This is a genomic window from Pseudochelatococcus sp. B33 (assembly GCF_053570585.1).
In genome coordinates this window covers 22,859-45,716 of the sequence record NZ_JBSEFH010000028.1, presented here as the reverse complement: position 1 = coordinate 45,716, position 22,858 = coordinate 22,859, and the positions used below count along the sequence as shown (strand labels likewise).

General features: G+C 60.1%; 22 protein-coding genes and 2 pseudogenes. 10 read left to right on the top strand and 14 right to left on the bottom strand.

From position 1 onward, the window contains the following. Window positions 1-36: 36 nt before the first annotated feature. The 5 genes from ACUSIJ_RS24525 to ACUSIJ_RS24505 all read right to left on the bottom strand — a co-directional run bounded on the left by ACUSIJ_RS24525 (window position 37) and on the right by ACUSIJ_RS24505 (window position 5,419). The gene (locus tag ACUSIJ_RS24525) at window positions 37-969 is read right to left on the bottom strand and encodes a TauD/TfdA dioxygenase family protein (RefSeq protein ID WP_449311051.1); all 933 of its coding nucleotides are present in this window, start codon (window positions 967-969) and stop codon (window positions 37-39) included. A 201-nt stretch (window positions 970-1,170) separates the two neighbouring features. After that, window positions 1,171-2,430: an ABC transporter substrate-binding protein gene (locus ACUSIJ_RS24520; protein ID WP_449311050.1), complete on the bottom strand. Its 1,260-nt coding sequence runs from the start codon at window positions 2,428-2,430 to the stop codon at window positions 1,171-1,173. A gap of 30 nt (window positions 2,431-2,460) precedes the next feature. Continuing rightward, window positions 2,461-3,294 carry a carbohydrate ABC transporter permease gene (locus tag ACUSIJ_RS24515; protein ID WP_449311049.1) on the bottom strand — a complete coding sequence of 278 codons (834 nt, stop codon included), beginning with the start codon at window positions 3,292-3,294 and terminating at the stop codon, window positions 2,461-2,463. Next, a complete protein-coding gene (locus ACUSIJ_RS24510; protein WP_449311048.1) occupies window positions 3,291-4,247 on the bottom strand; it encodes a carbohydrate ABC transporter permease in 957 nt (318 codons plus the stop codon). Before ACUSIJ_RS24510 ends, ACUSIJ_RS24515 begins: the two co-directional genes overlap by 4 nt. Further along, window positions 4,244-5,419, bottom strand: coding sequence for an ABC transporter ATP-binding protein (locus tag ACUSIJ_RS24505; protein ID WP_449311047.1), 1,176 nt, complete (start codon window positions 5,417-5,419; stop codon window positions 4,244-4,246). The genes ACUSIJ_RS24510 and ACUSIJ_RS24505 overlap by 4 nt, the downstream gene beginning before the upstream one ends. 170 nt (window positions 5,420-5,589) lie before the next feature. Here ACUSIJ_RS24505 and ACUSIJ_RS24500 point away from each other — a divergent pair, with 170 nt between their 5' ends. The 3 genes from ACUSIJ_RS24500 (at window position 5,590) to ACUSIJ_RS24490 (ending at window position 8,730) form a co-directional block, all read left to right on the top strand. After that, the gene (locus tag ACUSIJ_RS24500) at window positions 5,590-6,507 is read left to right on the top strand and encodes a LysR family transcriptional regulator (protein WP_449311046.1); all 918 of its coding nucleotides are present in this window, start codon (window positions 5,590-5,592) and stop codon (window positions 6,505-6,507) included. 137 nt (window positions 6,508-6,644) lie between these two features. After that, window positions 6,645-7,883 carry a pyridoxal phosphate-dependent aminotransferase gene (locus ACUSIJ_RS24495; RefSeq protein WP_449311045.1) on the top strand — a complete coding sequence of 413 codons (1,239 nt, stop codon included), beginning with the start codon at window positions 6,645-6,647 and terminating at the stop codon, window positions 7,881-7,883. Further along, window positions 7,858-8,730 carry a phosphonopyruvate hydrolase gene (locus ACUSIJ_RS24490; protein WP_449311044.1) on the top strand — a complete coding sequence of 291 codons (873 nt, stop codon included), beginning with the start codon at window positions 7,858-7,860 and terminating at the stop codon, window positions 8,728-8,730. Before ACUSIJ_RS24495 ends, ACUSIJ_RS24490 begins: the two co-directional genes overlap by 26 nt. Window positions 8,731-9,189: 459 nt before the next feature. Here ACUSIJ_RS24490 and ACUSIJ_RS24485 read toward each other — a convergent pair whose 3' ends face one another. Both ACUSIJ_RS24485 and ACUSIJ_RS24480 read right to left on the bottom strand, forming a co-directional pair. After that, window positions 9,190-10,545: a type II toxin-antitoxin system HipA family toxin gene (locus ACUSIJ_RS24485; protein WP_449311043.1), complete on the bottom strand. Its 1,356-nt coding sequence runs from the start codon at window positions 10,543-10,545 to the stop codon at window positions 9,190-9,192. Then, a complete protein-coding gene (locus tag ACUSIJ_RS24480; RefSeq protein WP_449311042.1) occupies window positions 10,545-10,799 on the bottom strand; it encodes a helix-turn-helix domain-containing protein in 255 nt (84 codons plus the stop codon). The genes ACUSIJ_RS24485 and ACUSIJ_RS24480 overlap by 1 nt, the downstream gene beginning before the upstream one ends. 629 nt (window positions 10,800-11,428) lie before the next feature. On the opposite strand from ACUSIJ_RS24480, the gene ACUSIJ_RS24475 reads away from it, so the two are divergent. Both ACUSIJ_RS24475 and ACUSIJ_RS24470 read left to right on the top strand, forming a co-directional pair. Next, window positions 11,429-12,067, top strand: coding sequence for a DUF433 domain-containing protein (locus ACUSIJ_RS24475; RefSeq protein WP_449311041.1), 639 nt, complete (start codon window positions 11,429-11,431; stop codon window positions 12,065-12,067). After that, window positions 12,064-12,414 (top strand): type II toxin-antitoxin system VapC family toxin, encoded by a 351-nt coding sequence (locus tag ACUSIJ_RS24470; protein ID WP_449311040.1) that lies wholly within the window; start codon window positions 12,064-12,066, stop codon window positions 12,412-12,414. The genes ACUSIJ_RS24475 and ACUSIJ_RS24470 overlap by 4 nt, the downstream gene beginning before the upstream one ends. A gap of 23 nt (window positions 12,415-12,437) precedes the next feature. Here ACUSIJ_RS24470 and ACUSIJ_RS24465 read toward each other — a convergent pair. Further along, window positions 12,438-12,710: pseudogene (locus ACUSIJ_RS24465) on the bottom strand (thermonuclease family protein); the annotation flags it as partial. A gap of 408 nt (window positions 12,711-13,118) precedes the next feature. On the opposite strand from ACUSIJ_RS24465, the gene ACUSIJ_RS24460 reads away from it, so the two are divergent. Together ACUSIJ_RS24460 and ACUSIJ_RS24455 are read left to right on the top strand one after the other, a co-directional pair. After that, complete coding sequence (locus ACUSIJ_RS24460) at window positions 13,119-14,039, top strand: serine hydrolase domain-containing protein (protein ID WP_449311039.1); 921 nt, start codon at window positions 13,119-13,121, stop codon at window positions 14,037-14,039. 565 nt (window positions 14,040-14,604) lie between these two features. Continuing rightward, window positions 14,605-14,934 (top strand): DUF736 domain-containing protein, encoded by a 330-nt coding sequence (locus tag ACUSIJ_RS24455; RefSeq protein WP_449311038.1) that lies wholly within the window; start codon window positions 14,605-14,607, stop codon window positions 14,932-14,934. A gap of 64 nt (window positions 14,935-14,998) precedes the next feature. On the opposite strand, the gene ACUSIJ_RS24450 is transcribed toward ACUSIJ_RS24455, so the two are convergent. Together ACUSIJ_RS24450 and ACUSIJ_RS24445 are read right to left on the bottom strand one after the other, a co-directional pair. Then, window positions 14,999-15,373, bottom strand: coding sequence for a DUF5615 family PIN-like protein (locus ACUSIJ_RS24450; RefSeq protein ID WP_449311037.1), 375 nt, complete (start codon window positions 15,371-15,373; stop codon window positions 14,999-15,001). Further along, a complete protein-coding gene (locus tag ACUSIJ_RS24445) occupies window positions 15,370-16,014 on the bottom strand; it encodes a DUF433 domain-containing protein (protein ID WP_449311036.1) in 645 nt (214 codons plus the stop codon). Before ACUSIJ_RS24445 ends, ACUSIJ_RS24450 begins: the two co-directional genes overlap by 4 nt. Window positions 16,015-16,268: 254 nt before the next feature. Between ACUSIJ_RS24445 and ACUSIJ_RS24440 the strand changes: the two are divergent. Continuing rightward, window positions 16,269-16,379: pseudogene (locus ACUSIJ_RS24440) on the top strand (helix-turn-helix domain-containing protein); the annotation flags it as partial. Between the two features lie 121 nt (window positions 16,380-16,500). On the opposite strand, the gene ACUSIJ_RS24435 reads toward ACUSIJ_RS24440, so the two are convergent. Beyond that, entirely contained in the window at window positions 16,501-18,018 is a 1,518-nt protein-coding gene (locus ACUSIJ_RS24435) for a CoA-acylating methylmalonate-semialdehyde dehydrogenase (RefSeq protein WP_449311035.1), read from the bottom strand. Between the two features lie 216 nt (window positions 18,019-18,234). Between ACUSIJ_RS24435 and ACUSIJ_RS24430 the strand changes: the two genes are divergently transcribed. Next, window positions 18,235-18,852, top strand: a complete 618-nt coding sequence (locus ACUSIJ_RS24430) for an amino acid synthesis family protein (protein ID WP_449311034.1) — start codon at window positions 18,235-18,237, stop codon at window positions 18,850-18,852. A gap of 141 nt (window positions 18,853-18,993) precedes the next feature. On the opposite strand, the gene ACUSIJ_RS24425 is transcribed toward ACUSIJ_RS24430, so the two are convergent. From ACUSIJ_RS24425 to ACUSIJ_RS24415, 3 genes are read right to left on the bottom strand one after another with little or no spacing between them, the layout of a single operon-like run. Then, complete coding sequence (locus ACUSIJ_RS24425; RefSeq protein ID WP_449311033.1) at window positions 18,994-19,893, bottom strand: LysR family transcriptional regulator; 900 nt, start codon at window positions 19,891-19,893, stop codon at window positions 18,994-18,996. A gap of 3 nt (window positions 19,894-19,896) precedes the next feature. After that, window positions 19,897-20,286 carry a hypothetical protein gene (locus ACUSIJ_RS24420; RefSeq protein WP_449311032.1) on the bottom strand — a complete coding sequence of 130 codons (390 nt, stop codon included), beginning with the start codon at window positions 20,284-20,286 and terminating at the stop codon, window positions 19,897-19,899. Window positions 20,287-20,304: 18 nt separating this feature from the next. Continuing rightward, window positions 20,305-21,096: an IclR family transcriptional regulator gene (locus tag ACUSIJ_RS24415; protein ID WP_449311031.1), complete on the bottom strand. Its 792-nt coding sequence runs from the start codon at window positions 21,094-21,096 to the stop codon at window positions 20,305-20,307. A 189-nt stretch (window positions 21,097-21,285) separates the two neighbouring features. Here ACUSIJ_RS24415 and ACUSIJ_RS24410 point away from each other — a divergent pair, with 189 nt between their 5' ends. Continuing rightward, window positions 21,286-22,752, top strand: coding sequence for a hypothetical protein (locus ACUSIJ_RS24410; protein WP_449311030.1), 1,467 nt, complete (start codon window positions 21,286-21,288; stop codon window positions 22,750-22,752). Window positions 22,753-22,858: the final 106 nt, after the last annotated feature.

Sequence of the window (22,858 nt, the reverse complement as noted above, 5' to 3'; positions counted from 1 at the left end):
GCCGTTGAAGCTGCGTGGGCTGACTCTTTTCTACGCCTATGCCGCGATGGGCCGATCGACTCCAATTGGAGCAAACGCAGCAATTGGAGCCTCGCCTTCAATCGCAACATGAAAAACCGTGCGCTCCTCGTCGGAGCTCCAACCCTCTCGGTTGTGAAGAACAGCCCGATTGTCGAAGATCACGAAGTCGTCTGCTTCGAGGGCGACGTGCCACTGCTCGTCCATGGAAAAAACTGCGCCCCACAAGCGCTCTAGCAATTGGCGACTTTTCTCGGGCGACCAGCCTTCGATAAGTGCGTCTCTCCGTCTCGGAAGGTACAGGAACGGCCGCCGAGTTGATGGATGCAGGCGCACCAACGGATGGCGTGGTCCTTCGGCGCGTTTTTCAAGCGAGACGGACGTCCCGTTCAGAAAGAGATCGAGATCTTGAGACCGGTTGTGAACGCTGAATATCGCACGGAGATTCGCAATCTCGCGCTTGAGCTCTGACGGAAGCTTTTCGTAAAGCGCGTAGGCGTTTATGAAGCCAGTCCGCGGCGGATTTTTGGGTGCCTTGCGGGCGTATAAGACCGAGAATGCGTTCGGAGCTTCCCGGTGAGAGCCATCGGTGTGCCAAATCTGCGCGGCGGCCCCTTTGTCACCGAGTGCTTTTCCTTCATCCGCCGGAGCGTTGGAAAGGATTTTTAGTTCAGCGTGGCCACTTGTCTGGGCTGAGTCCGCCTCCTCGGTGTTCTTTCGGTCCGTAAGAATCCTGCCGAACAGCTGCGCAAACTTGATAATTTCTTCATTCTCAAGCGTTGGTTGTCGGAATCGTAGCGCTAGATGCTGATCAAGGGCTCGCTTGAGCGTTTCCACGATAGACGGATCTGGGTTGACGACCAGTTGTTTCACAGAGAGCCCTGCTACATCCGCTCCAAGAAATGGACTCGCGGCAGTTATTCTCAATTCATCGTGCGTACTCACGTTCATCGTCTTCCTCTCCTTTCCTTTCCAGGTCGTATCTTCATGCCGCTATGAGTCGTGCACATGCGTATGTTTTCAAAGCCTCGTCGCCGGATCGGTCGAACTTCGGTGCGGATCGGGGCTACAAGTCGTCTTGCCTTCATGCCGGCAGTAATCGGCGAGTGTCGTGCCGTATGTCTTGACGCTCAGGTCCCGAGCGGTCGTACTTTATTTGGGAAGCATCTGGGCTACCGCATCGGTCATCTCGACCAGCACCACAGATGGGTCACGGTGAAGAACAATGACCTCGCGGAGCTTATCCTCGATCACCTTTGTAATCTTGAGCGAGTTCTCTCCAGGGAACGAAAACCAACCTGTTACGATCGGAAGCTGGTTGATCGGAACAAGAAGGTTGGGGTGCTCCGCGTAAAAGTCGCCTAGCATGGCCGGATCGGAGATGGCCTTTTCGCTGACAGGCATGTATGCCGTCCTGGTCGCCATAACCGTCTGCACTTCGGGGCTCGAAACGTGTTTCACGAACTCCCAAGCCAATTTCTGCTTCTGGACATCTTTTGTGTGGATCATAACGGCATTGCCCCCTGCAGGGAGCCGCCCGGAGCCTTCGACAACCGGAAAGGGCGCTACCTTCAGATCAAATCGCCCCGCAACTTGTTCCGTGTAAAGAGTAATATCGGAGCTTGATGTGACGAGTATTCCCAAGGAACCACCCACAAATGCTTGCTTTGCCTGATCGCGGGTCATATCCTGCATCCCCGTATTTCCAATGGAATGCAGGATTGAAAGTGCTTCCTCGCCTTCGGCGCCGTTAAACATAATAGTGCGGTCGTCCGGCGCCATCATTGAGCCGCCGAGGGATTGCACAAGCGCGATAAAAGTCCAGTTCCCAGTCGGCAGATAGTCAAAGTATATTCCGCCACTCGTAGCCTGTATTTTTGCGCCTAGGGCCGCAATCTCCCGCCAGGTAGTCGGGAACTTTTCCGGATTGCCGCCGGCCTGACGAACCAAATCCGCGTTGTAGTAAATTGTCGGAATGCTGATCTCAAATGGTATCCCGTAGGCGGAATCGCCGAGCTTTGCCATTTCAAGCGCAGATTCCGAAAAGCCATTGTTCGACCAGTTGGCTTCCTCTGCGATAAACGGATCGAGAGGCACTGCCAGCCCACGCTCGGCGAAGAGACGTACGAAATTCAGCCCCTGGAATCCGACATCCGGGACCGAGTCTGTCAGGGCCGATCGCAGCATAAGCTGCGTCATCTCAGTATAGTTCTTGACGACGTCATACTTTAGCTCAACGTTGGGATTTGACTTCTCGAAGGAGGCTTTTACTTCCTCCATGAGATCTTTGTTGACGTACGCATTGGAGTAAAGGACGTTCAACTGCGTCCGCTGTTGCGCTATGGCGGGAAGTGCGGTGAAAGCAGCAGTCGCCACAGTCGCTGCGACAAAAGTTCGGCGAGAGATATTCATGGGTGTCTCCATTGCTTGAGAGAGTCCGATTTATTTCACAGCCCCGCTCGCCAGTCCTTCTACGAACCAACGCTGAGCCGAGAGGAATGCGATGATCAGCGGGGCCACCACGAGGGTCGATGCAGCCATCAGCGGGCCAAAGTCGCTGCTCGCTTCTTCATTTCTGAATGCCGTTATACCGAGAGGTGGCGGCATCAAGTTTTGATCGCGTACAGCAATAAGCGGCCAGAAGAGACTGTTCCAATGCGAAACCACCGAGAAGATGCCGAAAGCGATGATGGCTGGCAGTGCCATTGGCACCATGATCCGCCAGACGATTGCGAATTCGGAGAGCCCGTCGAGGCGGGCGGCATGGACGACGTCATCGGGAATGGTCCTGAAGAACTGCCGGAACAGGAAGATGCCGAAAGGCGAGACAACATAAGGGAAGATCAGCGCGGCATAGGTGTTAAGAATGCCTACCTGATAGCCCATGATGAACAGTGGGAGTGCCAGCACTTCATGCGGCAACAGCAGCCCGATCAGCACCAGCGCGAAGAGCAGATTGCGGCCGGGAAAATCCAGTTTGGCCAAGGCATAGGCCGCGGGCGCGCAGACAATGATCTGGAGCGACAAGATGGATGCACAGACGACGAGACCATTCAGCATGTAGCGGAGCAAGGGCGCTTTGGTGACGGCCTTGGTATAGTTCTCCAGGCCGTAGAACTGCTCGGGCCAGAAGGTGAAGGACGCGCCGAATATCTCGCCCGGAGGCTTGATCGACAGGCTGACCATCCAGACGAATGGGACCAGGATCAGAGCGCCTGTGATGAGCAGGGCCGCGTGGCGCAGAATGGCAGAAGGCGGAGGGGCGAAACGGCTCATTGGTAGTGCACCCTCCGATCCATGATGCGAGCCTGGATCAGCGTCAGAGCGACGACGATAATCAGGAAGACAACGGCGACCGAGGCGCCATAGCCGGTGCGCAGATACTGGAAACTCTCGCGGTAGAGCGTAAACAGCAGCAGTTCCGAGGCATGGCCGGGGCCGCCCTGTGTCAGAACCTGCACCGTGTCGAAGGTCTCGAAAGCCTTGAGCGCCACGACGATGAAGACGAACATGGTAACCGGGCCGAGCATCGGCAGCGTGACGGTACGCAGCCGGTCGAGCCAGAGGTCGGCCCCGTCGATATCGGCCGCGTCATAAAGATCCTGCGGAATGCTCTTCAGCCCGGCGAGAAAGAGCACCATTGCAAAGCCGAGATTCTGCCATATGCCGATCACGGCCAAGACCGGCAGCACCGTGTTCTCGTCGCGCAGCCAGTTGGCGGTCGGCAGGCCGAGGCCGGAAAGCGTCTGGTTAACGAGGCCGATGGTGGGATGCAGCAGTGCCTCCCAGGCAATTGCCATGGCAGTGAGGGTCGCCATATAGGGCAGGAAATGGATGGCGCGGTAAAAGGCGCGGAACGACTCGCCCCTTTCGATCAGTAGTGCGACTGCGAGCCCAAGTACGATGGTGCCGGGCACGACGATAGCGACGTAAAGGATGGTGTTCCTCAACGAGGCGCGGAAGCCCTGATCGGAAAAGGCCTCCTGAAAATTGGCCGTCCCGACAAAGGACAGCGTCCGCGCGCCGAACTGCCAGTCGGTGAGGGCGATGGCGAAGACGGCAAAGACCGGCAGGAAGAACAGTACGATGAGCAGGACGAGCGCCGGGCCGGCGAGCGACCAAGCCGTGAGGATCTCGCTGATCCGGTGGTTGCGGAGAGCCTTGCGCGAGGCAGCATTTGCGGTCGAAGGAGATGCCGGTCCGTTGACCGCTGCGGAAGCAATGCTCATACTGCGTGCTCCTTCAATCGCACCACGGTTGCGGTTCCCTGCACCTGTGACCGCAGGCGCTGACCGTCCGCGGCAAACAGCAGTAACCGCTCCGGCGTGACACCGAGATGCAGCGTCTGACCCGAGGCGATGTGGGGGGCCCGCTCGGCCAGCAGCCGCGCAACAACCGGATGATCGGCTCCCGGAACGTCGAGATGCACGAACAGGTCGGAGCCCATGTGCTCGACCAGCCGGACCGATCCGGTCAGGACATTCGGTCCGGCGGCCTCCACCGGATGAAACGCCTCGGGTCGAATCCCGATAGCCAGCGCCGTGTTGGGTGCTCCGCCGACCTCGACTGTAAAGGTGGTGCCAGCCGCATCGGCGATGCCGACTGCGCGCAGGCGTGCTTCAAGCATGTTGATCTTCGGCGAGCCGATGAACTCGGCGACACGGCGGTCGTCGGGGTCGGCGTAGATCTCCTGCGGCGGGGCGACCTGCAAAAGCGTGCCGTCGAGCATCACCGCCACCCGGTCGGACATGGTCATCGCCTCCGACTGGTCGTGGGTAACATAGACAAAGGTGACGCCGAGCCGCTTGTGCAGTTCCTTGATCTCGGCGCGCATCTGCACCCTGAGCTTGGCGTCGAGGTTGGAAAGCGGCTCGTCCATCAGGAAGACGGCCGGCTGGCGCACCATGGCACGGCCGACGGCAACGCGCTGGCGCTGGCCACCTGAAAGCTGGCCGGGCTTGCGGGCCAGCAGATGGCCGATACCGAGCGCCTTGGCGGTACGGGTGACGTCCTTCTCGATTTCCGCAAGCGTCGCCTTCGTTCCCGGCAGGAACCGCCCCACCAGTGGCAGCCTCTGCCATGAGGAGAGTCTTCGCATGCGCAGCGGCAGCGCCATGTTTTGGGCGACCGTCATATGCGGATAGAGCGCATAGGTCTGAAAGACCATCGCCACGTCGCGGCGCTTGGGTCGCACGCCGTCCACCACCCGGTCGCCAATGGCCACAGACCCGCCCGTCTGCACTTCCAGCCCTGCAAGAATCCGCAGAAGCGTCGATTTCCCGCAGCCGGACGGGCCGAGGAGCGTTAAAAACTCGCCATCTGCGATCTCGAGCGAGACATCGCGCAGTACGGATGTCGCTCCGAAGGATTTTTCTATTTTCTCGATGGTTATCGCTGCCATCGCCTGTTACCTCTGCTTGCCTGACAGCGGTCAAAAACCTTTGCCTCATGCGTCCGGCTTCGGGAGCAACATTGAATCTGTTTGTTACAGACAGGTGACGGGTATCGCATTATGCGATAAGTAACGCGCAAATTCGGATGAATCGTCAGGATAGCGCGAAGAGGGGCATCGTGACCGAGGACAAGGATATTTCGCTCAACGCGGTGCGGGCCTTCGTGCAGGTGGCGCGCGATAACTCCGTCACAAGGGCCTCTAAGACCCTCGGCATCACCCAGAGTTCGGTCAGCCGCCATATCGCGGTTCTGGAGGAGTATTTCGGGGCGAAGCTCCTCGAACGGCGCGGGCGCAATAGCCAGTTGACCGACTTTGGCCGGCTGTTCGCCGAAGCCGTCGCAGAGTCGCTGGACACGATCCTGTTCACAGCGAAGCGCATGCGCCGCAACGATCAGGCGGAAGCCAACCGCCTCGTCGTGCGGACGTCGCTCTCCACTTTTGCCTATACGCTGCTCATTCCCAACCTGCGGGAGTTCTCGAAGGAGATGGGCGGCGTGACGGTCGACGTCATCAGCACATTGTCGGCGCCGACATCGACCGACAACTTCGATGTGCTCCTGACCCGCGATCTGACCCTGGCCGAGCCGGGCGATCGCTGGGATTTCTATGACGAGCAGCTCGTCTGCGTCGGTTCCCCGGACTGCGTCGCCGGCCGTGGCCTGGAAGCCTTGCGAACGACGCCGGTGCTCGCTGTCACCTCGCGTCCCGACATCCTGCCGACCTGGCTTCGAGGCATGGATATGAAGACGTCCGACATCCTGACCGGAGCGCGCTACGATCACCATTATCTGGCGCTGCCAGCGGTCACGACCGGGCAGACCCTGCTGGTGACACCGCATATCGTGGTGGCCGGTCTGATCCGGCAAGGCCTTCTGGAGGTGCTTCCCGGTTCGCGCGCGCCGAGCGGCATGCAGTATCGTGCCTATGCGGTCGACCGCAGCCATAACCCCGACCTTGCCCGGGCCTTTTGCCGCTGGCTGACCCGGCTGTGCCGGAAGATGACCGAGGAGGATGTCGTAAACGGCAAAGCCTGACGGTGTTTCGCCACCCGTCTGAACAGGTATCGCAAAAAGCAATCATATCGAACGCTTTCTGCGATGATGAAGTTTGGCGGACTGCCGCAACCTCCTTTAGCCATGGGTAAGGACCCGTCGCTTCGAGGAGATTCTCCGTGCCATTGCTCGCCAGGCGGCTTCAGGCCGTCCGCCCATCCGAAACCAAGGCCATGACCGCCAGGGCGGCGGCCCTGCGCGAACAGGGGATCGACGTCATCGCCCTGAGCCAGGGCGAGCCGGATTTCGACACCCCGGAAGCGGTCCGCAATGCCGGTGTTGCCGCCATCCACAATGGCAGGACGCGCTATACGCCCGTTGCCGGTATCAAACCGCTGCGCGAGGCGATCCGGGAAAAGCTATTGCGCGACAACGGCCTCGACTACGACATCGAGCAGATTACGGTGGGCTGCGGCGCCAAGCAGGTGGTGTTCAACGCGTTCTTCGCCAGCCTCAATCCGGAGGATGAGGTCATCATCCCAACGCCCTGCTGGGTATCCTATCCCGACATGGTGCGGCTCGCCGGCGGCAATCCGGTGCTGGTGTCCTGCCAGGAATCGTTCGGCTTCAAGATGAAGCCTGCGGATCTGGAAGCCGCCATCACCCCGCGAACCAAATGGCTGATGCTCAATTCGCCCAACAATCCCACCGGCGCGGTCTATTCCGGGGCCGAACTTGCCGCGCTCGGCGAGGTGCTGCGCCGTCACCGTCAGGTTCATGTGCTCTGCGACGACATTTATGAGAAGCTCGTCTATGACGTGCCGTTCACGACGATGGCCGAAGCCGCTCCCGACCTGTTCGACCGCATATTGACCGTCAATGGCGTCTCCAAGTCGGCGGCCATGACGGGATGGCGTCTCGGCTATGGCGCCGGACCGAAGGATCTCGTCAAGGCGATGAACACCATCCAGGGCCAGACCTCGTCGCACACCAGCTCGATTTCACAATATGCGGCGATCGAGGCCATCGCCGGCAATCAGGATTATCTTTCCGGCTTCGTCACGGATTTCCGCAAGCGCCGCGATATCGTCGTCGAGAAGATCAACGCCGCGCCGGGCCTGCATTGCCGTGTGCCGGACGGTGCCTTCTATGTCTTCGTCTCCTGCGCCGTGGTGATCGGCAGGATGACCAGCCAAGGCAAGGTAATCGAAACCGACACGGATTTCGCCATGTACCTGCTGGAGCAGTTCGGCGTCGCCGTGGTGCCGGGCTCCGGCTTCATGGCCTCGCCCTATATCCGCATTTCCTATGCCTCTTCAATTGCCGAGCTGGAACGCGCCTGCGCGCGCGTCCTGGCCGCTTGCGAAGCCCTTTTCGAAAGCGAGAAGCCCCATGAAAAAGCCAAGACTTTTGCGTGACCGCATCGCCGAACGCGGCCTGGCCCATGTCATGGCCGCCCACAGCCCGCTGTCTGCGCGATTGGCGGAGGAAGCCGGTTTCGATGGCCTCTGGGCGTCGGGCTTCGAGCTGTCGGCCCTTTACGGACTGCCCGATGTGAGCCTCATCTCCATGACGCAGCATCTCGACATGATGCGGGCCATCGCCGAGCAATCCTCGCTGCCGATCATCGCCGACATCGACACCGGCTTCGGCAACGCCATCAACGTCATTCATGCCATAAGGCAATATGAGCGCGCCGGGGCGGCGGCCGTCGTCATCGAGGACAAGACCTTCCCCAAGGTCACGAGCCTCGTCGCCGGCGGGCGGCAGGAACTGCTGCGCGTGGAGGAGTTCCAGGGCAAGGTTCGCTCCGCCATCGCCACCCGTGTCGATCCGGATTTCCTTGTCATCGCCCGTACTGAGGCGCTGATCGCGGGTCTCGGCGAGGAAGAGGCGCTGAAGCGTGCCGCGGCTTACGAAGCGGCCGGCGCCGACATGATTCTGATCCACTCCAAGCAGAAGGCGCCGGACGAGGTGGAGAGCTTCGTGCGTGCCTGGGAGGGCAGGGTGCCCATTGTCATCGTGCCGACCGCCTATCCGGAGATGAACGAGGCGCGTATCAGGGCGCTCGGCAAGATCGCCATCGTCATCTACGGCAACCATGCCATTCGCGCTTCGGTGACGGCCATGCAGGACGTCTTCGCGCGCATCATCGCCGATCGCGGCATCCACAACGTCAACCGTGACATTGTCTCCGTCGAAGAAATCTTCCGCTTGCAGAAGATGGACCAGGTGAAGGCCGACGAGAACGTATTCCTGGCCTGAACAGTCCGAATTTCCGAGGCCGAGAAGTCGCCATGTTGCGCGCTGGCCGGTTCCCGATGTCGGTCTTGCTCTAGAGGCCGGCATTCCGTCGAACGGGTGGCCACGGCGTCGCACGACCATTCGCGGCGGATATGGACTGAAGGCTTCCGGCCATGCGACCGGCGACCCATCCGCTTGGCGGTCGCGAGGGAGCCCGTCATTGATCCCCAGAAGCTGATCGTGCCGATGCCGGAGCTATATATCGCTACCGATTGCGGATTGGCGAAGGTGCGACGGGCGGCAACTCACGTTTAGGATTGAATGCCTGCTGCCGACGAAGCCGAATGGCGGCGGCGCGACTCTGGTTCCTGATAGCCGGTGCATTCCAGGCGCTCGACGTAGGAAGCGAGCTGGTCGGTTGTGGTGCCCCAGCCTTCCCGAAATCCCATGTCCTGGTGCTTGCGGCTGTCTGCCGCGTTTTTATGCAGGATCCGGCCGAATACCGTGTGCCCCTTCCTCGGCCTCAAACGTGATGATCGCGGTCAGCTGCGCTCTCTGCTTTATGACACTCCTCACTGAGGTGACGAGCTGGTCCGGAAAGCCGCGCGGCAATGACGCAATGACCGCGTCGGTCTGCTTGATCGTGGCCTCGGCGAGTTCCTCGAAGATGGCACGCATCAGAGGCACGCCGACACCGGCAATCGCGGCAGTCTGCATGAAGTGCCTCGGCAGGATGTCTGCGACCGGGTAGTGGCGGTTCTTGCCCACGGACATGGCGAGCTTGAATTTCTTCGGCTGTATCTGGCCCGCATCGAGGCTCGGCTGGGCGGTCAGCACGTCATAAAGCGGGGTCAGGTGGAAGCGCCCGCCGGGACCTATTGCGATGCTGAAATTCTTAGCGTGGCCGTCCGTGGCGCCGAGCATCCAGAAGAGGATGCAGGCGCGCATGAAGGTGGCAATATCCTGGTCGGGTGTGTCGCTGCCTTTCAGGAGCTCGAGGATATCACGCATGCCGGGGCCGCCGTCGGACTGGTATTTGCGCGTTGGCGGCACGGAAAGCGCCTGGCAGATATCCTCCTGCGGCAGGCGCAGCAGGCGACCGTCTCTCGTCCAGCGACGGTCGAAACGCTCGACGACGAGTGTTCGCCGCCCTCCGAAATCGGCGATCTCGGCATGGGTCGTCGGTACGCCGAGGGCAGCAAGCAACTTCAGGCAGAGATACTCGTTCTCGACGCTGTTCGAGAGGTCGATGCCATTTGGGAGCTGGCCGATCTGCGGCTTGAGGATATGCGTGGTGGCGGTCGTGCCGGTCGGCTTGAACCACTGGCCGTTCATGCGCAGCAGGGCTGTCTTTTCCTGCGCCCCGGCGATCGAGATGCGGAAATCCTTGTCCTCACCCATGCCGAGGGGCGCGCTCGACAGATTGTTGACGATGGCGGCGACCTCGTCCTCGCTGACGGGCTTGCCGTCGATGGCGCCCGCCCGGCCGGGATCGATGTCATCGGGGAGGAATTGCAGCGCGCCCACGCAGTCATGGCCCAGAGCGGCGAGCAGGCTGTAGACGTCCGTACCGCCCGCGCCGACGCGCTCGGCGACACGCCTGCGGATGGCATCGCTGTCCGGAAGCAGATTGTCGAAGACGTTGAGGACGGGAACGCCGATATAGCGGTCCTCGCGCAGGGGCAGCGAGAGCGAGACCGGGAAGGTGCTTTCCCAGGCGAGCCAGTCGCGGGCGTACTGGAAATCGATCGCGCCGGTGGATTCGCGGCGCAGTACCCCGACGAGGCGACCGTTCAGGAAGACGTTCAGAGGCGCGTGAGTCCGGCGGCGCGCCATCAGAACAGGTCCTCGATATCAGCGGCGCTAGCCTTGCTACGCGGCCTGACGACGAGTTCGAGATCGAGGGCGGACAGGGCGGCCATCAGCGTGCGCAGCTGGACGGCAGGCTCCCCCGCCTCCAGACGGGATACCGTGCCCTGCCGTAGATGGACATGATCGCCGAGCGCACCCTGCGTCAGCCCTGCCTGTTTGCGGGCACGGCGCAGAATGGCACCGAGCTGCTTTTCGTTCCGGGCGATCTGGTCCGTCATGGGAGCCTCCATGACAGATATATACGCGATTGCGTATTTTCATTCAATATGCGAATTCGCGTATATTGGCAACTTATGCGCGATCCCGTCTAAATAGGACGGTTAAATCCGCTACGATCAGGCTATCTATGTTGCTCGCCCTGTCCATTATGCGCCAATACCGTTGAAAAGTCTGTTTTCTGAATAGGGCAGCGTCGGATATTTTTACTGGCCTGGCCAGACGCTGAAGAAGCTTCGGAGGGCGTCCAGTTTCGGGTAAAGCATTCAATGTGCCCGATGGCCGAAATGAGGTCGGAAGCCGAACGGTTGGCTCTGGGTGGGCGGCGGAATGGCGGCTCTCGAAAGCGGCCTGCGAAACAGACCTTGGATAGCCGTTCAGACCAGTGCCCGTCAAATCTGGCGCAGCGGCATTATCACCGGCGATATGCCGATAACGCTTGATCGGCACTAGGTCGCTGCTTGTGCATCGGGCACGCTCAGGAGCCGTCAGCACGGCAAGCCGATCCCCGCCTCAAAGGAAGCTCACGTATATGTTTTGCCCGGCGCTGGCTGTTCGATGGGGTGCTTTATAGGATTGCGCGAAAACTAATTCATCCCTATATTGGGATGGATTGTTGATGGAGTAGAAAATGTCCCAGGTCCATAATTTCACGCTGAGCGAGGCAGGGTACGTCCTGGGCCGGTCCCCGGCAGTGCTCAACAAGGCAGTTGACACAGGTGTCATTCAGGCGAGGCAAAGGAAAGTCGGAAACGCGGTGCAGAGGCTCCTTGGCTCTGCGGAACTGCGCTTTCTGAGGCTTGCCGATGAGCTCGACAAGGATCTGACACCGGCGGGACGGCGCCGGCTCTACGGTGCGTTGCGCAAGTTGCCCAGCGATGCCCACAAGCTCCGGCTCGGAAGTCTGGAACTGGATCTCGCACGAATTGACGCCGACCTCAAAGACCGGATGGCGCGGCTTGAAGCGATCAGGGGCAGGATCGAACGCAAGGGCGATCAGGGCGAGGCGTTTATTCGCGGAACGACGATCGCGGCGCACCTGATCGCAGCTTTGGCACGCGGCCAAGGTGTTGATGCCGTCCTTGCGGACCTCCCCTCGTTGACACGGGATCAGGTCGAAGCGGCAGTCGAATATGCCAAGGCTTACCCGAAACGCGGCCGCCCCTATCCAGCGCAGAGCCTGAAATCGACTTTGGCCGCTCTGGCCGATGCTGGTGCGTTCGATGACGATGATGACCTTGGCGACGTCGAACCAAGAGCTGTTCCGTGACGCTCTATCTGCTCGACGAAAATGTTCTCCGGGAGCTGAAGCCCGGCGGCCATGAGAATGTGCATCGGTGGATTGCGACGGTCGACGACACGGACCTGCGACTGAGCGTGGCCACGCTATTCGAGAAATCGTTCTCTGATCGCATCATCCCGATTGACGGACCCGTCGTCGCGGAATGGACACGCTTGCTCGGCAACAAGAACAAGGATCGATGGGATGTCGCTTTGGCCGCGACCGCCCGCGTCCACGGTCTTGTGGTCGTGACGAGAAATGCCTCCGATTTCGCAGGGCGCGGGGTTCGTGTCCTCAACCCGTTCAAATCGCCGCCGGAGGTTTTGGACATTTAGATGATGGCGACGCCCGATGCGGTCTTGATCCGTTCCGCCTCGCAGCGCGGTGGGCTGAGCTCCGGCGCATCGATGTCGGCAAGCCTGATTTTGGTCCCTGCGAACCAGAACGTATCGCCGTCCACCACGCAATTTTCGCGAGGACCGTTGCCGCAGAGCGTAAACGTCGCTGATCGGGTGTCCTCTGCCGGAAAGCCGATCTGGATCAGCAGGTGGTCAAAGCCGCCCGGGTGGTTGAACACGTAGGCAGTGGTCACGGCCGCGGCGGCGGAGACCAGAATCAGGAGCCGTCGCATCGGTGCGGTTCTTGCCTGACTGACCGGAAACCGGATCGGGGCGCCTCCGACCGGACGAACGGTTTGCTTCCGCTGTTGTTGTTTCGGTGATTTGGGAAAGCTGATGATCGTGTTCAATATATTCACGGCCTCTTGTCATCGGCATCGACTCTACCGCAAAAATGAGGCTGTTGCGCTCCGTTACCCTTCGAAACGCCCCAATCGACCGTTAGCGATGTGGAAAGCGTCGATGGACAAGAGAGGTGCGTGGGTGACTCTCGGCAGGCGGCTGGGCCCCGGCAGCATGCCGGCGGTCTCGGTGTATGCACGTGGCGACCCATCTATAATCGGACTGGGGAGCGCCACGGCACTGACATCGCACAGCCGACTACAAAACCGTCATGCCAAAGGGGAGCTTGCGACAGCAATATGAGCACATTCAATCCCTTGCCTCAGCAAGTCACAGCGTTGGCGCGCGACTTCGGTCTCACCGCTGTTGTCGCAGCGCGCGGCGATGGAGAGATGGCTGAATGGGGCGACGCTGCTCGGCCTCTCAATGTGCGCTCTGTCCGCAAGAGTCTGCTCAGCGCACTCTATGGAGCGGCTTCATTGGACAAGCCGTTGGATCTCGGGGCAACTTTGATGGATTTGGGCATCAATGATCGCGATCCTGTTCTGTCGGATCAAGAACGGCAGGCCAGCATTCGCGATCTGCTGATGGCGCGCTCAGGCGTCTATCACGCAGCCGCCTATGAGCCGCCGAGTATGAAAGCAAAGCGGCCACCACGTGGAACCCATGTCGCCGGTACCTTCTGGTACTACAACAATTGGGACTTCAATACATTGGGCGTCATCTATGAGCAGGTCACCGGCGAGGACATCTATGAGAGCTTCGCGCAGCGCATTGCTGAGCCGATCGGTATGAAGCATTTTTCTGTAGCGCGTTGTCGCCGTGTGTTTGATCCTGTGTCCGACCATCCTGCGCACACCTTCCACCTCTCCGCGCACGATCTCGCGCGTGTCGGCCTGCTGTTTCTCAACGGTGGTGGATGGGCGGGCAAGCAGGTGATTCCGGCCTCCTGGGTCAGAGAATCCACCACGGCCTATTCGCAAACCGATCTCGGACGACTTGGATACGGCTATCTCTGGTGGACTGCGCCGCCTGACAGTCCATTCGGCGCGGACGCCAGTTTTGCGTTGGGCGCTGGCGGGCAAGGGCTCGCGGTGATGCCAACCCATGATCTGGTGGTTGCTCAGATCGTTGACGTATCCGAAGGAGGCGAATGGCTTGATTCCAGCTACTTCGCGCAACTCCTTCGGCGCATCCTTGCCGCGGCGGGGCAAATCTGATTTTTTCGGCAGGCAATGCAATCGGGGGCAGTCGCGCTTGCGCGCGATCATGCTTTATCGCCGGCCGCCGGGCGGCCGTCGACCGAACCCGCCTTTGGCGGTTTCGTCCCGTGTGGGTGACGATCACTCTGCCGGCCTGGCCGGGTCGCTTTTCTATCCGGAGACGCGGACACTGCGCTCCACGATCGGTTTCAGCGATCTGGCCGTCTTCGCTGACAGCGTGTAACCGGTGCAGTCTGGTCACGTCATGGACTTCGCGCTTGTCCTTGCATGATGGAGCCGGCTTGCCATGTCTCCTCGTCCGGTTCCTGTCGCGTCGGGCGCACCGAGGCGGCTTCATCGATGGCCTGATCTGGCCGAAGACCGGCTGAAGCCTCGCCCGCCCGGGCGCAACAGCGGCGTCGAAACTTTCTTCCCCTGGGCTGCGCCCATTCCTCGCGCAACAAGAAAGTTTCGCTTTTGCTGTCAAGCCCCTTCGGGGTGCGCCGGCGGCCGTCTCCGGCCTGACGATCGCCATCGAGGCCGCAACGGTGCAGGCCCGAGACAGGAAACGAGGAGAGTCATCATGGCAACCATCGGCACCTTCAAGAAGGCTGGCAACGGCGAGTTCATCGGCGAGATCTTTACCCTCAGCGTTCAGGCAAAGGGCGTGCGCATCGTCCCCGAAACCCGAGCCGTCAGTGAGAACGCCCCCAGCCACCGCATCTTCGTCGGCCGTGCGGAAATCGGCGCCGCTTGGTCCAAGCGCTCCAACGAGGGCCGCGACTACCTGGGGCTCAAGCTCGACGATCCGTCTTTCACAGGCCCGATCTTCGCTAACCTCTTCGACGACGAGGACGGCGAAGGCTACAGCCTGATCTGGTCGCGTCCCAACGGCCGGCGAAACGGCGACTAGCCAGCCCAACGATGCCTCGCCCGGCTGTCCGGGCGGGGCATCGTGCCATCAGCGGGGCTTCCGGTCAGCCCGGAAGCGCATAGCGCCGGAGGATCGCCTTACCGGCTTCCTCCACAATCTCGATAACCTCGTTGATCAGGGCATCTTCGTCCGCGATCGCCGTCAGCAGCGCGTCGAACAGTTCGCGCTGCCGCGCGGGCACCACCTGCGGAACGATGATGACCAGACCCGCGTGCAGCTCCTCTTTCGCATAGAGCTTGCGGAAATCGCGCGCGTTGTTGGTCACGAAGGTGAAATCGCCGGCGATGATCCGGGGCATGAGATTCCAGTCGGTCTCGCCGCCGAGCCCGAGCCAGTTCACGTGCGCTGCGTCATGGCCGCGCTGCTGCGCCACGGCGACGAGCGACGTGTGCAGGCATTCATCGACAAGGAATTTCATGCACTCGTGCCTGATCGGCGCGTGGCGGGGTCGCCCTCGAGGACCAGGTGTTGCGATGACTTCAGGCGCAATCCCTGCTCATCCAGCTTCTTCGGCCGCCCGCGTGCGGGATGGGCGGCAACCCAGATCGCGGCAAGCTCCAGCATGCGCGGCGTCAGCGCGGGATAGCCCTCGAGGATCTCCCCGGCGCTTGCCCCCTGCGCCACCATGGCCACGATCATGCGCACCGGGACTCTGGTTCCCCGAAACACGGGCTCGCCGCCCAGAATGTCCTTCTGCTGATGAATGGCAGCCTCTGCTTCGTCAAGCGCCCGGATCTTCGCGTCAAGCTGCTTGCGCGCCTCGGCGACGTCGACGATCAGCAGATCGTCGGCCCGCACTGTCGTTGCATCCGGCGTCGCTTTGATCTCGTCGAACAGCCGCTGGCGGCGGTCGGCCGCAAGGACCGATCCCACCCCATACCAGAGCTTGAGGCGCAGGAGATCGTCGCGCGTCAGCGCCCGCCGCGTTGCACTCCGTGACCGGGGATCCGGCCGTGCCTCGACGATCCGCTTGTCGATCGCATTGTGGACCGCCTTGACCGCCACGCCGCTCACGGCGGCGGCTTCGGCAGGGGTGTAGATGCGCGCACCTGTTGCCATAACTATTCTCCTCAGAAAGAATAATATAGGCGTATTCGTCCGCGGCGTAAAGGCCTGTCGGTTTCGCGCTGATCGGCACCATTCCTTCTGGAAAGGGTCGAGTGGATCGAAGTCTGGATGCAACCGAATCAGACTGACCCCGATTCGCGATCCTACTACGAAAAAACATTATTCCGGCTATCCTCATGCACAAAGAACGACTATTATAGCCGTAGTTCTGGCGTTTTCCGGCATCCCGGCGGGAGGTGATCGACATGATCACCGCCCGCTAATCGCGGGCCGCGCGCGCGTTGCTTGGCTGGACCCAGGAGACGCTCGCCGACAAGGCCCGGGTATCCCTGACCGCCCTGAAACGCCTCGAGTCCAGTGAACAAATAGCGCTGACAAGCCTGGCAATCAGCCCGTTTGGGGCGGGATTCCTCAGAGTTCAATCTTGTGCACTGGAATGGCGCCGACAATCCCTCATATTATTCTTGGCTTGATCGATCACTTTGCGACAGGCATCGTGAACTCAGCGCCCTTCGAGATGCTGTCAGGCCAGCGCTGCATGATGCTCTTGTAGCGGGTATAGAACCGAATGCCTTCCTCACCGTATGCATGATGATCGCCGAACAGTGAGCGCTTCCAGCCGCCGAAAGAATGCCACGCCATCGGCACCGGGATCGGCACGTTGATACCCACCATGCCGACCTGGATCTGTCGCGAGAAAGCGCGGGCGACGGCTCCGTCACTGGTGTAGAGCGACACGCCATTGCCGAACTCGTGGGCATTGATCAGCGCGACGGCCTCGGCGAAGTCCTTGACGCGCACCACGCCAAGCACGGGTCCGAAGATCTCATCCTTGTAGATCTTCATGTCGGGGCTGACGTGATCGAACAGCGTGCCCCCCACGAAGAAGCCGTTCTCGTGGCCCTCGACCTTGTGGCCGCGGCCATCGATGATCAGCGCCGCGCCTTCCTCCACGCCCGTGGCGATGTAACCCTCGACCTTGGCCTTATGAACGCCGGTGACGAGCGGACCCATTTCGACCTCGTCGTTCAGCCCGTTGCCGATGTTCAGCGTGCGGGCCCGCTCCGCAAGGCGCGGCACGAGCTCATCGGCAACGTCGCCGACGGTGACGGCCACAGAGATGGCCATACAGCGCTCGCCGGCCGAACCGTAGGCGGCGCCGATTAGCGCGTCGACGACCTGGTCGAGGTTGGCGTCCGGCATCACCACGAGGTGGTTCTTGGCGCCGCCGAGAGCTTGTACACGCTTTCCGTGGCGCGTACCCTCGGTGTAGATATATTCGGCGATCGGCGTCGAGCCGACGAACGACAGCGCCTGGATATCCGGATGGGACAAAAGGGCGTCGACCGCGATCTTATCGCCCTGCACAACATTGAACACTCCGTCAGGCAGTCCGGCCTCCTTCAGAAGCTCAGCCAACAGCAGACTCGGCGACGGATCCCGTTCGGAAGGCTTCAGCACGAAAGTATTTCCTGTCGCCAGCGCGACGGGGAACATCCACGTCGGCACCATGACCGGGAAATTGAAGGGGGTGACGCCTGCCACCACGCCAAGCGGCTGGCGCAGATTCCAGTTGTCGATGCCGCCCCCAATGTTGTCGGTGAATTCTGACTTCAGCAGGTTCGGGATTCCGGTGGCGAACTCCACGACCTCGATGCCGCGTGTCACCTCGCCCTTGGCGTCCGAGAACACCTTGCCATGTTCCCGTGTGATCAATTCCGCGAGCCGATCGTGGTTCCTGTCCAGCAGTTCCCTGAACTTGAACAGGATGCGAGCACGCCGCAGCGGCGGAGTTTCTGACCAGGCAGGGAATGCCGCCTTCGCAGCTGCAACAGCCGCATCGACATCCTCAACACTTCCAAGAGTCACTTTGCCGCCTACCGTGCCGGTGGCAGGGTTGAAAACATCCGAGAAGCGCTCGGAGTTGGTAGCGATCGGGAAGCCATTGATCCAATGTCCGATCTGCACGATCCGTGAATCAGCAGTGATGTTCATGTTCTTTCCTCCTTAGAATCGAATTTAGCTTCACGCGCCTGCATGCGGACGTGTGCTTGCCAGCTTGAAAATACGTTTTGCTTCCCTAAAAGCAGTCGATAAATCTGCAAGTGGCGATGCATTCTTGCAGCCTGACAGGAACTGGCCTGCACCTTAACGTTTCAACTGGTACCCATCGTCGTCGGGTACGTTTGAAAAAAGCTGAAGGAGGAAAGCATGGCTGACAGCTCCGCATCCGTACAAATTCGCCAGATACACCTGATCGAACGAGAGATTCTGGTCGAGGCGAAGAGGCCGGCGGACAGGCCGACGCTTCACGTCGTCGCAGGGGCAGTGTTCGAGAACCCATTTGCCGGTAAGGCGGCCGCATCGGAAGAGGATCTCGCCCGCCTTGCCGAAATATCCGTGGAAGTCGGAACGATCCTCACCAAACGGGCCTTGGATCGTTTTGCCGGTCTTGAGCGGCCGCGTGCATACGGCAAGGCTGTCATTGTCGGAACCCACGGTGAAACCGAGCATGGGGCGGCGCTGATTCATCCTCGTATCGGGCTCGCGGTGCGCAGGGGCCTTGGAGCCGGTCCAGCCCTTATACCCGGCAATACCAAGGTCGGGGCTGCAGGGACGACGATCGACGTGATCTTCGGCGGAGCCGACGACGCCTGGGATTATGACGCCATGGATGCGACGACCGTGTCGATTCCGGGCGCACCAGCCGCGAACGAAATCGCCCTGTTCGTCGGTTTCGGCACGACCCGCGTCAATGCCCGTGTGCAAGGGGCAAGCGCCGAACGGGTTGCCGAACTCGTCGCGGAGATCAGGGCTGCGGCACAATAGTTCGTCAGCATATCCTCACGGCCCTCCCGTGGGCTTCCGGAGTGGCGCTCTCGGAGGTCCATGGGCGAACGACGACCCAAGGATGAAACGGCCATGGGTATTGGTCGGAGCACGGGCGGGCCCGGATCCTCCCGGTGAGGGTCAGGAATTGACCGTCTCACCCAAATAGGTGAGTAGCGAGTCATGCACGGCCCGCATATGCGGCAGAAACTGGAGATCCTGCTGAACGCTGATGTAAATAGGCACGATAGCGAATCTGTCGGGAACAATTCGCTTCAAGCCCCACGATTCCGCGCGCGCGTAGGGTGGGAGCATGACAATGCCAAGCCCTTCCTCCGCGGCGAACATCTGGGAAAACATGCTGGTCGCCCGAAAGCCGATCTTCGCCTGTGGAAGGATATCCTCAAGCCATCTGGCGGCAGGAAGATAGATCGGATCGTCGATGTAACCAATGAATAAATCATCTTCCAGGTCTTCTATTGTTTTAATACTTCGGCCGCGAATGTAATCGATACTGGCGTAGAGATGAAAATTAACATCAGCAACCTTTCTGGTCGCCAGAGATGTGGAGGGTGGTTCGAAGAAACTCACAAAGATGTCTGCTTCCCGTTTGGCAAGGTCAACATACTTGGACGTTGTCATGAGATGAACTTCGATCTGCGGATGGACCCCTGCCAGCGCTTTCACCGACCGCGCGATCAGCATTGAGCCCACGCCCTCCATCGAAGCGATTGTGACGCATCCGCTGATGGTCTGGCCGCGGGTGGCGAGGCTGTGAATTTCAAGAAGCGACGTTTCCATTCGTTCAACGCGGCAGAAAATCTCGCGCCCAAGGGGGGTTAATGAAAGGCCCTGACGGTTGCGCTTGAACAGGGTTCCGCCGGTGCTGAATTCCACCTGCGCCAGGCGACGGCTGACAGTCGACTGGTCCACACCGAGTCTTCGAGCCGCCGCGAGCAACGTGCCGGCGCGGGCAACCTCGAGGAGCACACGAAGATGGTCCCAACCGAGTTGGGTCAACAGCAGATGTTTTGACGCCATGTTTCACGTTCCCTCCCAATGTTCTGCAATGTCATCGAGCGCACGCAGGTGGTTTTCCATTTTGGCAATGGCTGCAAGGAGACGTTCCAATGCAGGCGAACTATCTATTTCTGCATCAGTTATTGCCACCAAAAGCCCTCTGCGTTCGGCGAGAGTCCAATCGACAAGCTCGCTGGCGCGAGGACCGATACCAATGACGCCTCTGACCCGGCGGCAGTATTCCAGAAGCTCTGAGCCAATCGGGACCTCACTTGTAACAATGATTTCGAAACCAGCCAGGAGGTGCGCCACGGCCTCGATGTCTTGGCCTTGGACTTCGACGCAAACAATGCCGGCGACAGGGCAGGGGTGTCCTGCAGGAGAACGGCGAGGAACAAGCCATACAACAGACATGATAATCCCTTAGCTGTTCTAAGTAGGAGGAGCTTTCTGGCTTTCAGAGAGTGCCCGTGCGAATCGGCGGATGAAATCACCGGCCTTTTCGGCCTTCTCCGGCGTCATGTCCGAACGGAGAAAACTGATCGCAGCCGCCGCCTCGGCCCGCTGCCCTTCCCAAGCGAGAATGGGTGCGCCGGCAGACCACATGTGGTCACGAGTTTCACCATCATCTATCGAATAGCCGCGTTCCCTGATCCGGTCGAGCTGGTTGAGCAGTTGCTCGACATTCGACACGCTCGTCTGGGTCAGGCGCACCAGTTCGTGCCGGGTATAAAAGTCCCGGACCTCTTCGTTCGACATGGTGCTGAGGAAGGCCTTGCCGGTTGCAGTACAACAAGCCGGCAATCGCATTCCGAGCCGGAAGGTCACGCCAAGCGCATGAGGACTATTCCGGCATGCGATGTAGATCACATCAGCTCCGTCCAGCACTGCAAGAACGGCTGCCTCTTCATGGAATTCGGAATACCGATCCCAGATCGTGTAGAATTCGGCCGGGAGATCCGCACTCTCCAGGCGGGCATTGGCAAGGTGCACGACGCGCAGGCCGAGCCTGTAGCTGCCGTTTGGCAGGCGTTCCAGATACCCTGCCGTAACGAGCGTGGCCAGAAGACCGTGCGCCGAACTCTTGGCGAGGTCCAATTGTTCAGCAATCTCGGTCATGGTCACGCTTCGGCCAAGGCCGGCGATCAAGTCCAAGATCCTCAAACCGCGTGTCAACGCGGGGGCAAGGTCACGCTCTTGCTGTTTGGTTCTCAAAACCGTCATTCCCCCCTCCCAACTCATGTTGCGTCACAGCGTTATTTCTTGCGGCGCAGTGATCCACGCACAACACGAGGTATTGACAACCTCACCGAACATGTCAAAATTCAGCCTATAGAAATTAGTTCGACATATCGAACTTAATAATGCGCCAGCAAGAAATCAAGAAAAAAGCACGCTGGCCAGGAGGACGCCATGCTGAAACCCTCCATAGAGGGGCAGGAAACGCCTTACATGCCTGCCGGGCCGTTCAAAGTCCGGCTGCCCTTTGTCCATTATCGTATTGAGTGGCCCAACTATTTTCAGGGCTTGCTGATGTGTGCGGTGGACCTGTCAGCTATCCCGCTGATGACCGAACTCCTCGGCATGCCGTTCGAGGTTGCCTTGGCGGTGGTCATCCTCAACGGCCTCCTGTACCTCACGCATCATCTGCTGGGCGATCCGCTTGTTCCGGGATGGATTACACCGGCTGTGCCATTGATCATGGCCTATTGTGCAACCTTTCCTGAAGGTCCCGAGCGGGTTCATGCTCTGATATCGTTTCAGATGTTGCTCGGGGCGTTCGCAATTCTGATCGGAATCACCGGGATGGCTCACCGGGTGATTCAAGCGATCCCCCAGGCGATTAAATCGGGCATCATCATCGGAGCCGGTTTCTCGGCTGTGATTTCGGTGTTTAAGATTGGCGGGAACTTCGACCAGTTCCCCTTCACCATTTCCATCGCAATCGGACTCTGCTTCCACCTGATGTTCTCGCTCTCCTTCGCCCGCCTGTCGCGTGGAGAAGAGCCGTGGAGTTTTATCGGCAACTTAGATGTTCTGCCCTGCATCCTCCTGGCCGTAATCATCGCCCCGATTTTCGGCGAGGCCCCTGGCCGACGCTGGAGTGGCAAATCTCGGCTCCAGACTTCGGGACGCTCTGGCGCGACTATACGCTCTTCGGGCTTGGTTTCCCGCCGCTCCTCTATGTTCCTCACCGCGCTGCCCACGGCGCTGGCCGCTTACATCGTGCTCTTCGGAGATGTCCTGAAAACCCGCGCTATCCTCGACGATGTGCAGAAAAAGCGCCTTGACGAGAAGATCGACTACAATCCCGACTGTGCCCATATCATTCTCGGGTCGCGCAACGTCGCCATGTCCTTCCTTGGTCCGGATGTGACCATGTGCGGCCCCATCTGGGCGGCGATGCATGTGGTCATCTGCGAACGCTTTGCCAAAGGGCAAAAGTTCATGCGGTCGCTGTTCGGTGGGCTCGGTTCGTTCCGCTGGGGGACCAACACCGGCCTGCTCCTGATGCCAATCGTCACCCTCGTGCAGCCCATCCTCGGCGTGGCGCTGACGCTGACACTCATGGTTCAGGGCTATGTATCAGTCCGCATCGGTGTGATGGAAGCACGCTCACAGCGTGATCTCGGCATTGCCGGCGTCACAGGTGCCGTACTGGCCACCCGGGGTGCCGCCTGGGCATTCGCAACGGGTGTCATACTCTGCTTGCTCATCTATGGCCGGCAGTTCTTCACGGGCGAAACCGACGACACCTTTGTCAAAGACTATTACTCAGCCGCTGATCTTCTGGACAGCGATGATCCGGAACCGACCGGCGGAAAACCCGGCGCTGTGAGCGTCATTCAGGAGCAACTCCCTGACGAAACGATTGGCTAGGCCAACCTTCAGGGTTTTGCATAACAGAATCGCCCGTCTCGACGAAGCGGGTGGAAACGGCCGGGTGGACAGCATGTCCATTCAGCTAATGGGAAAGAAATGCACC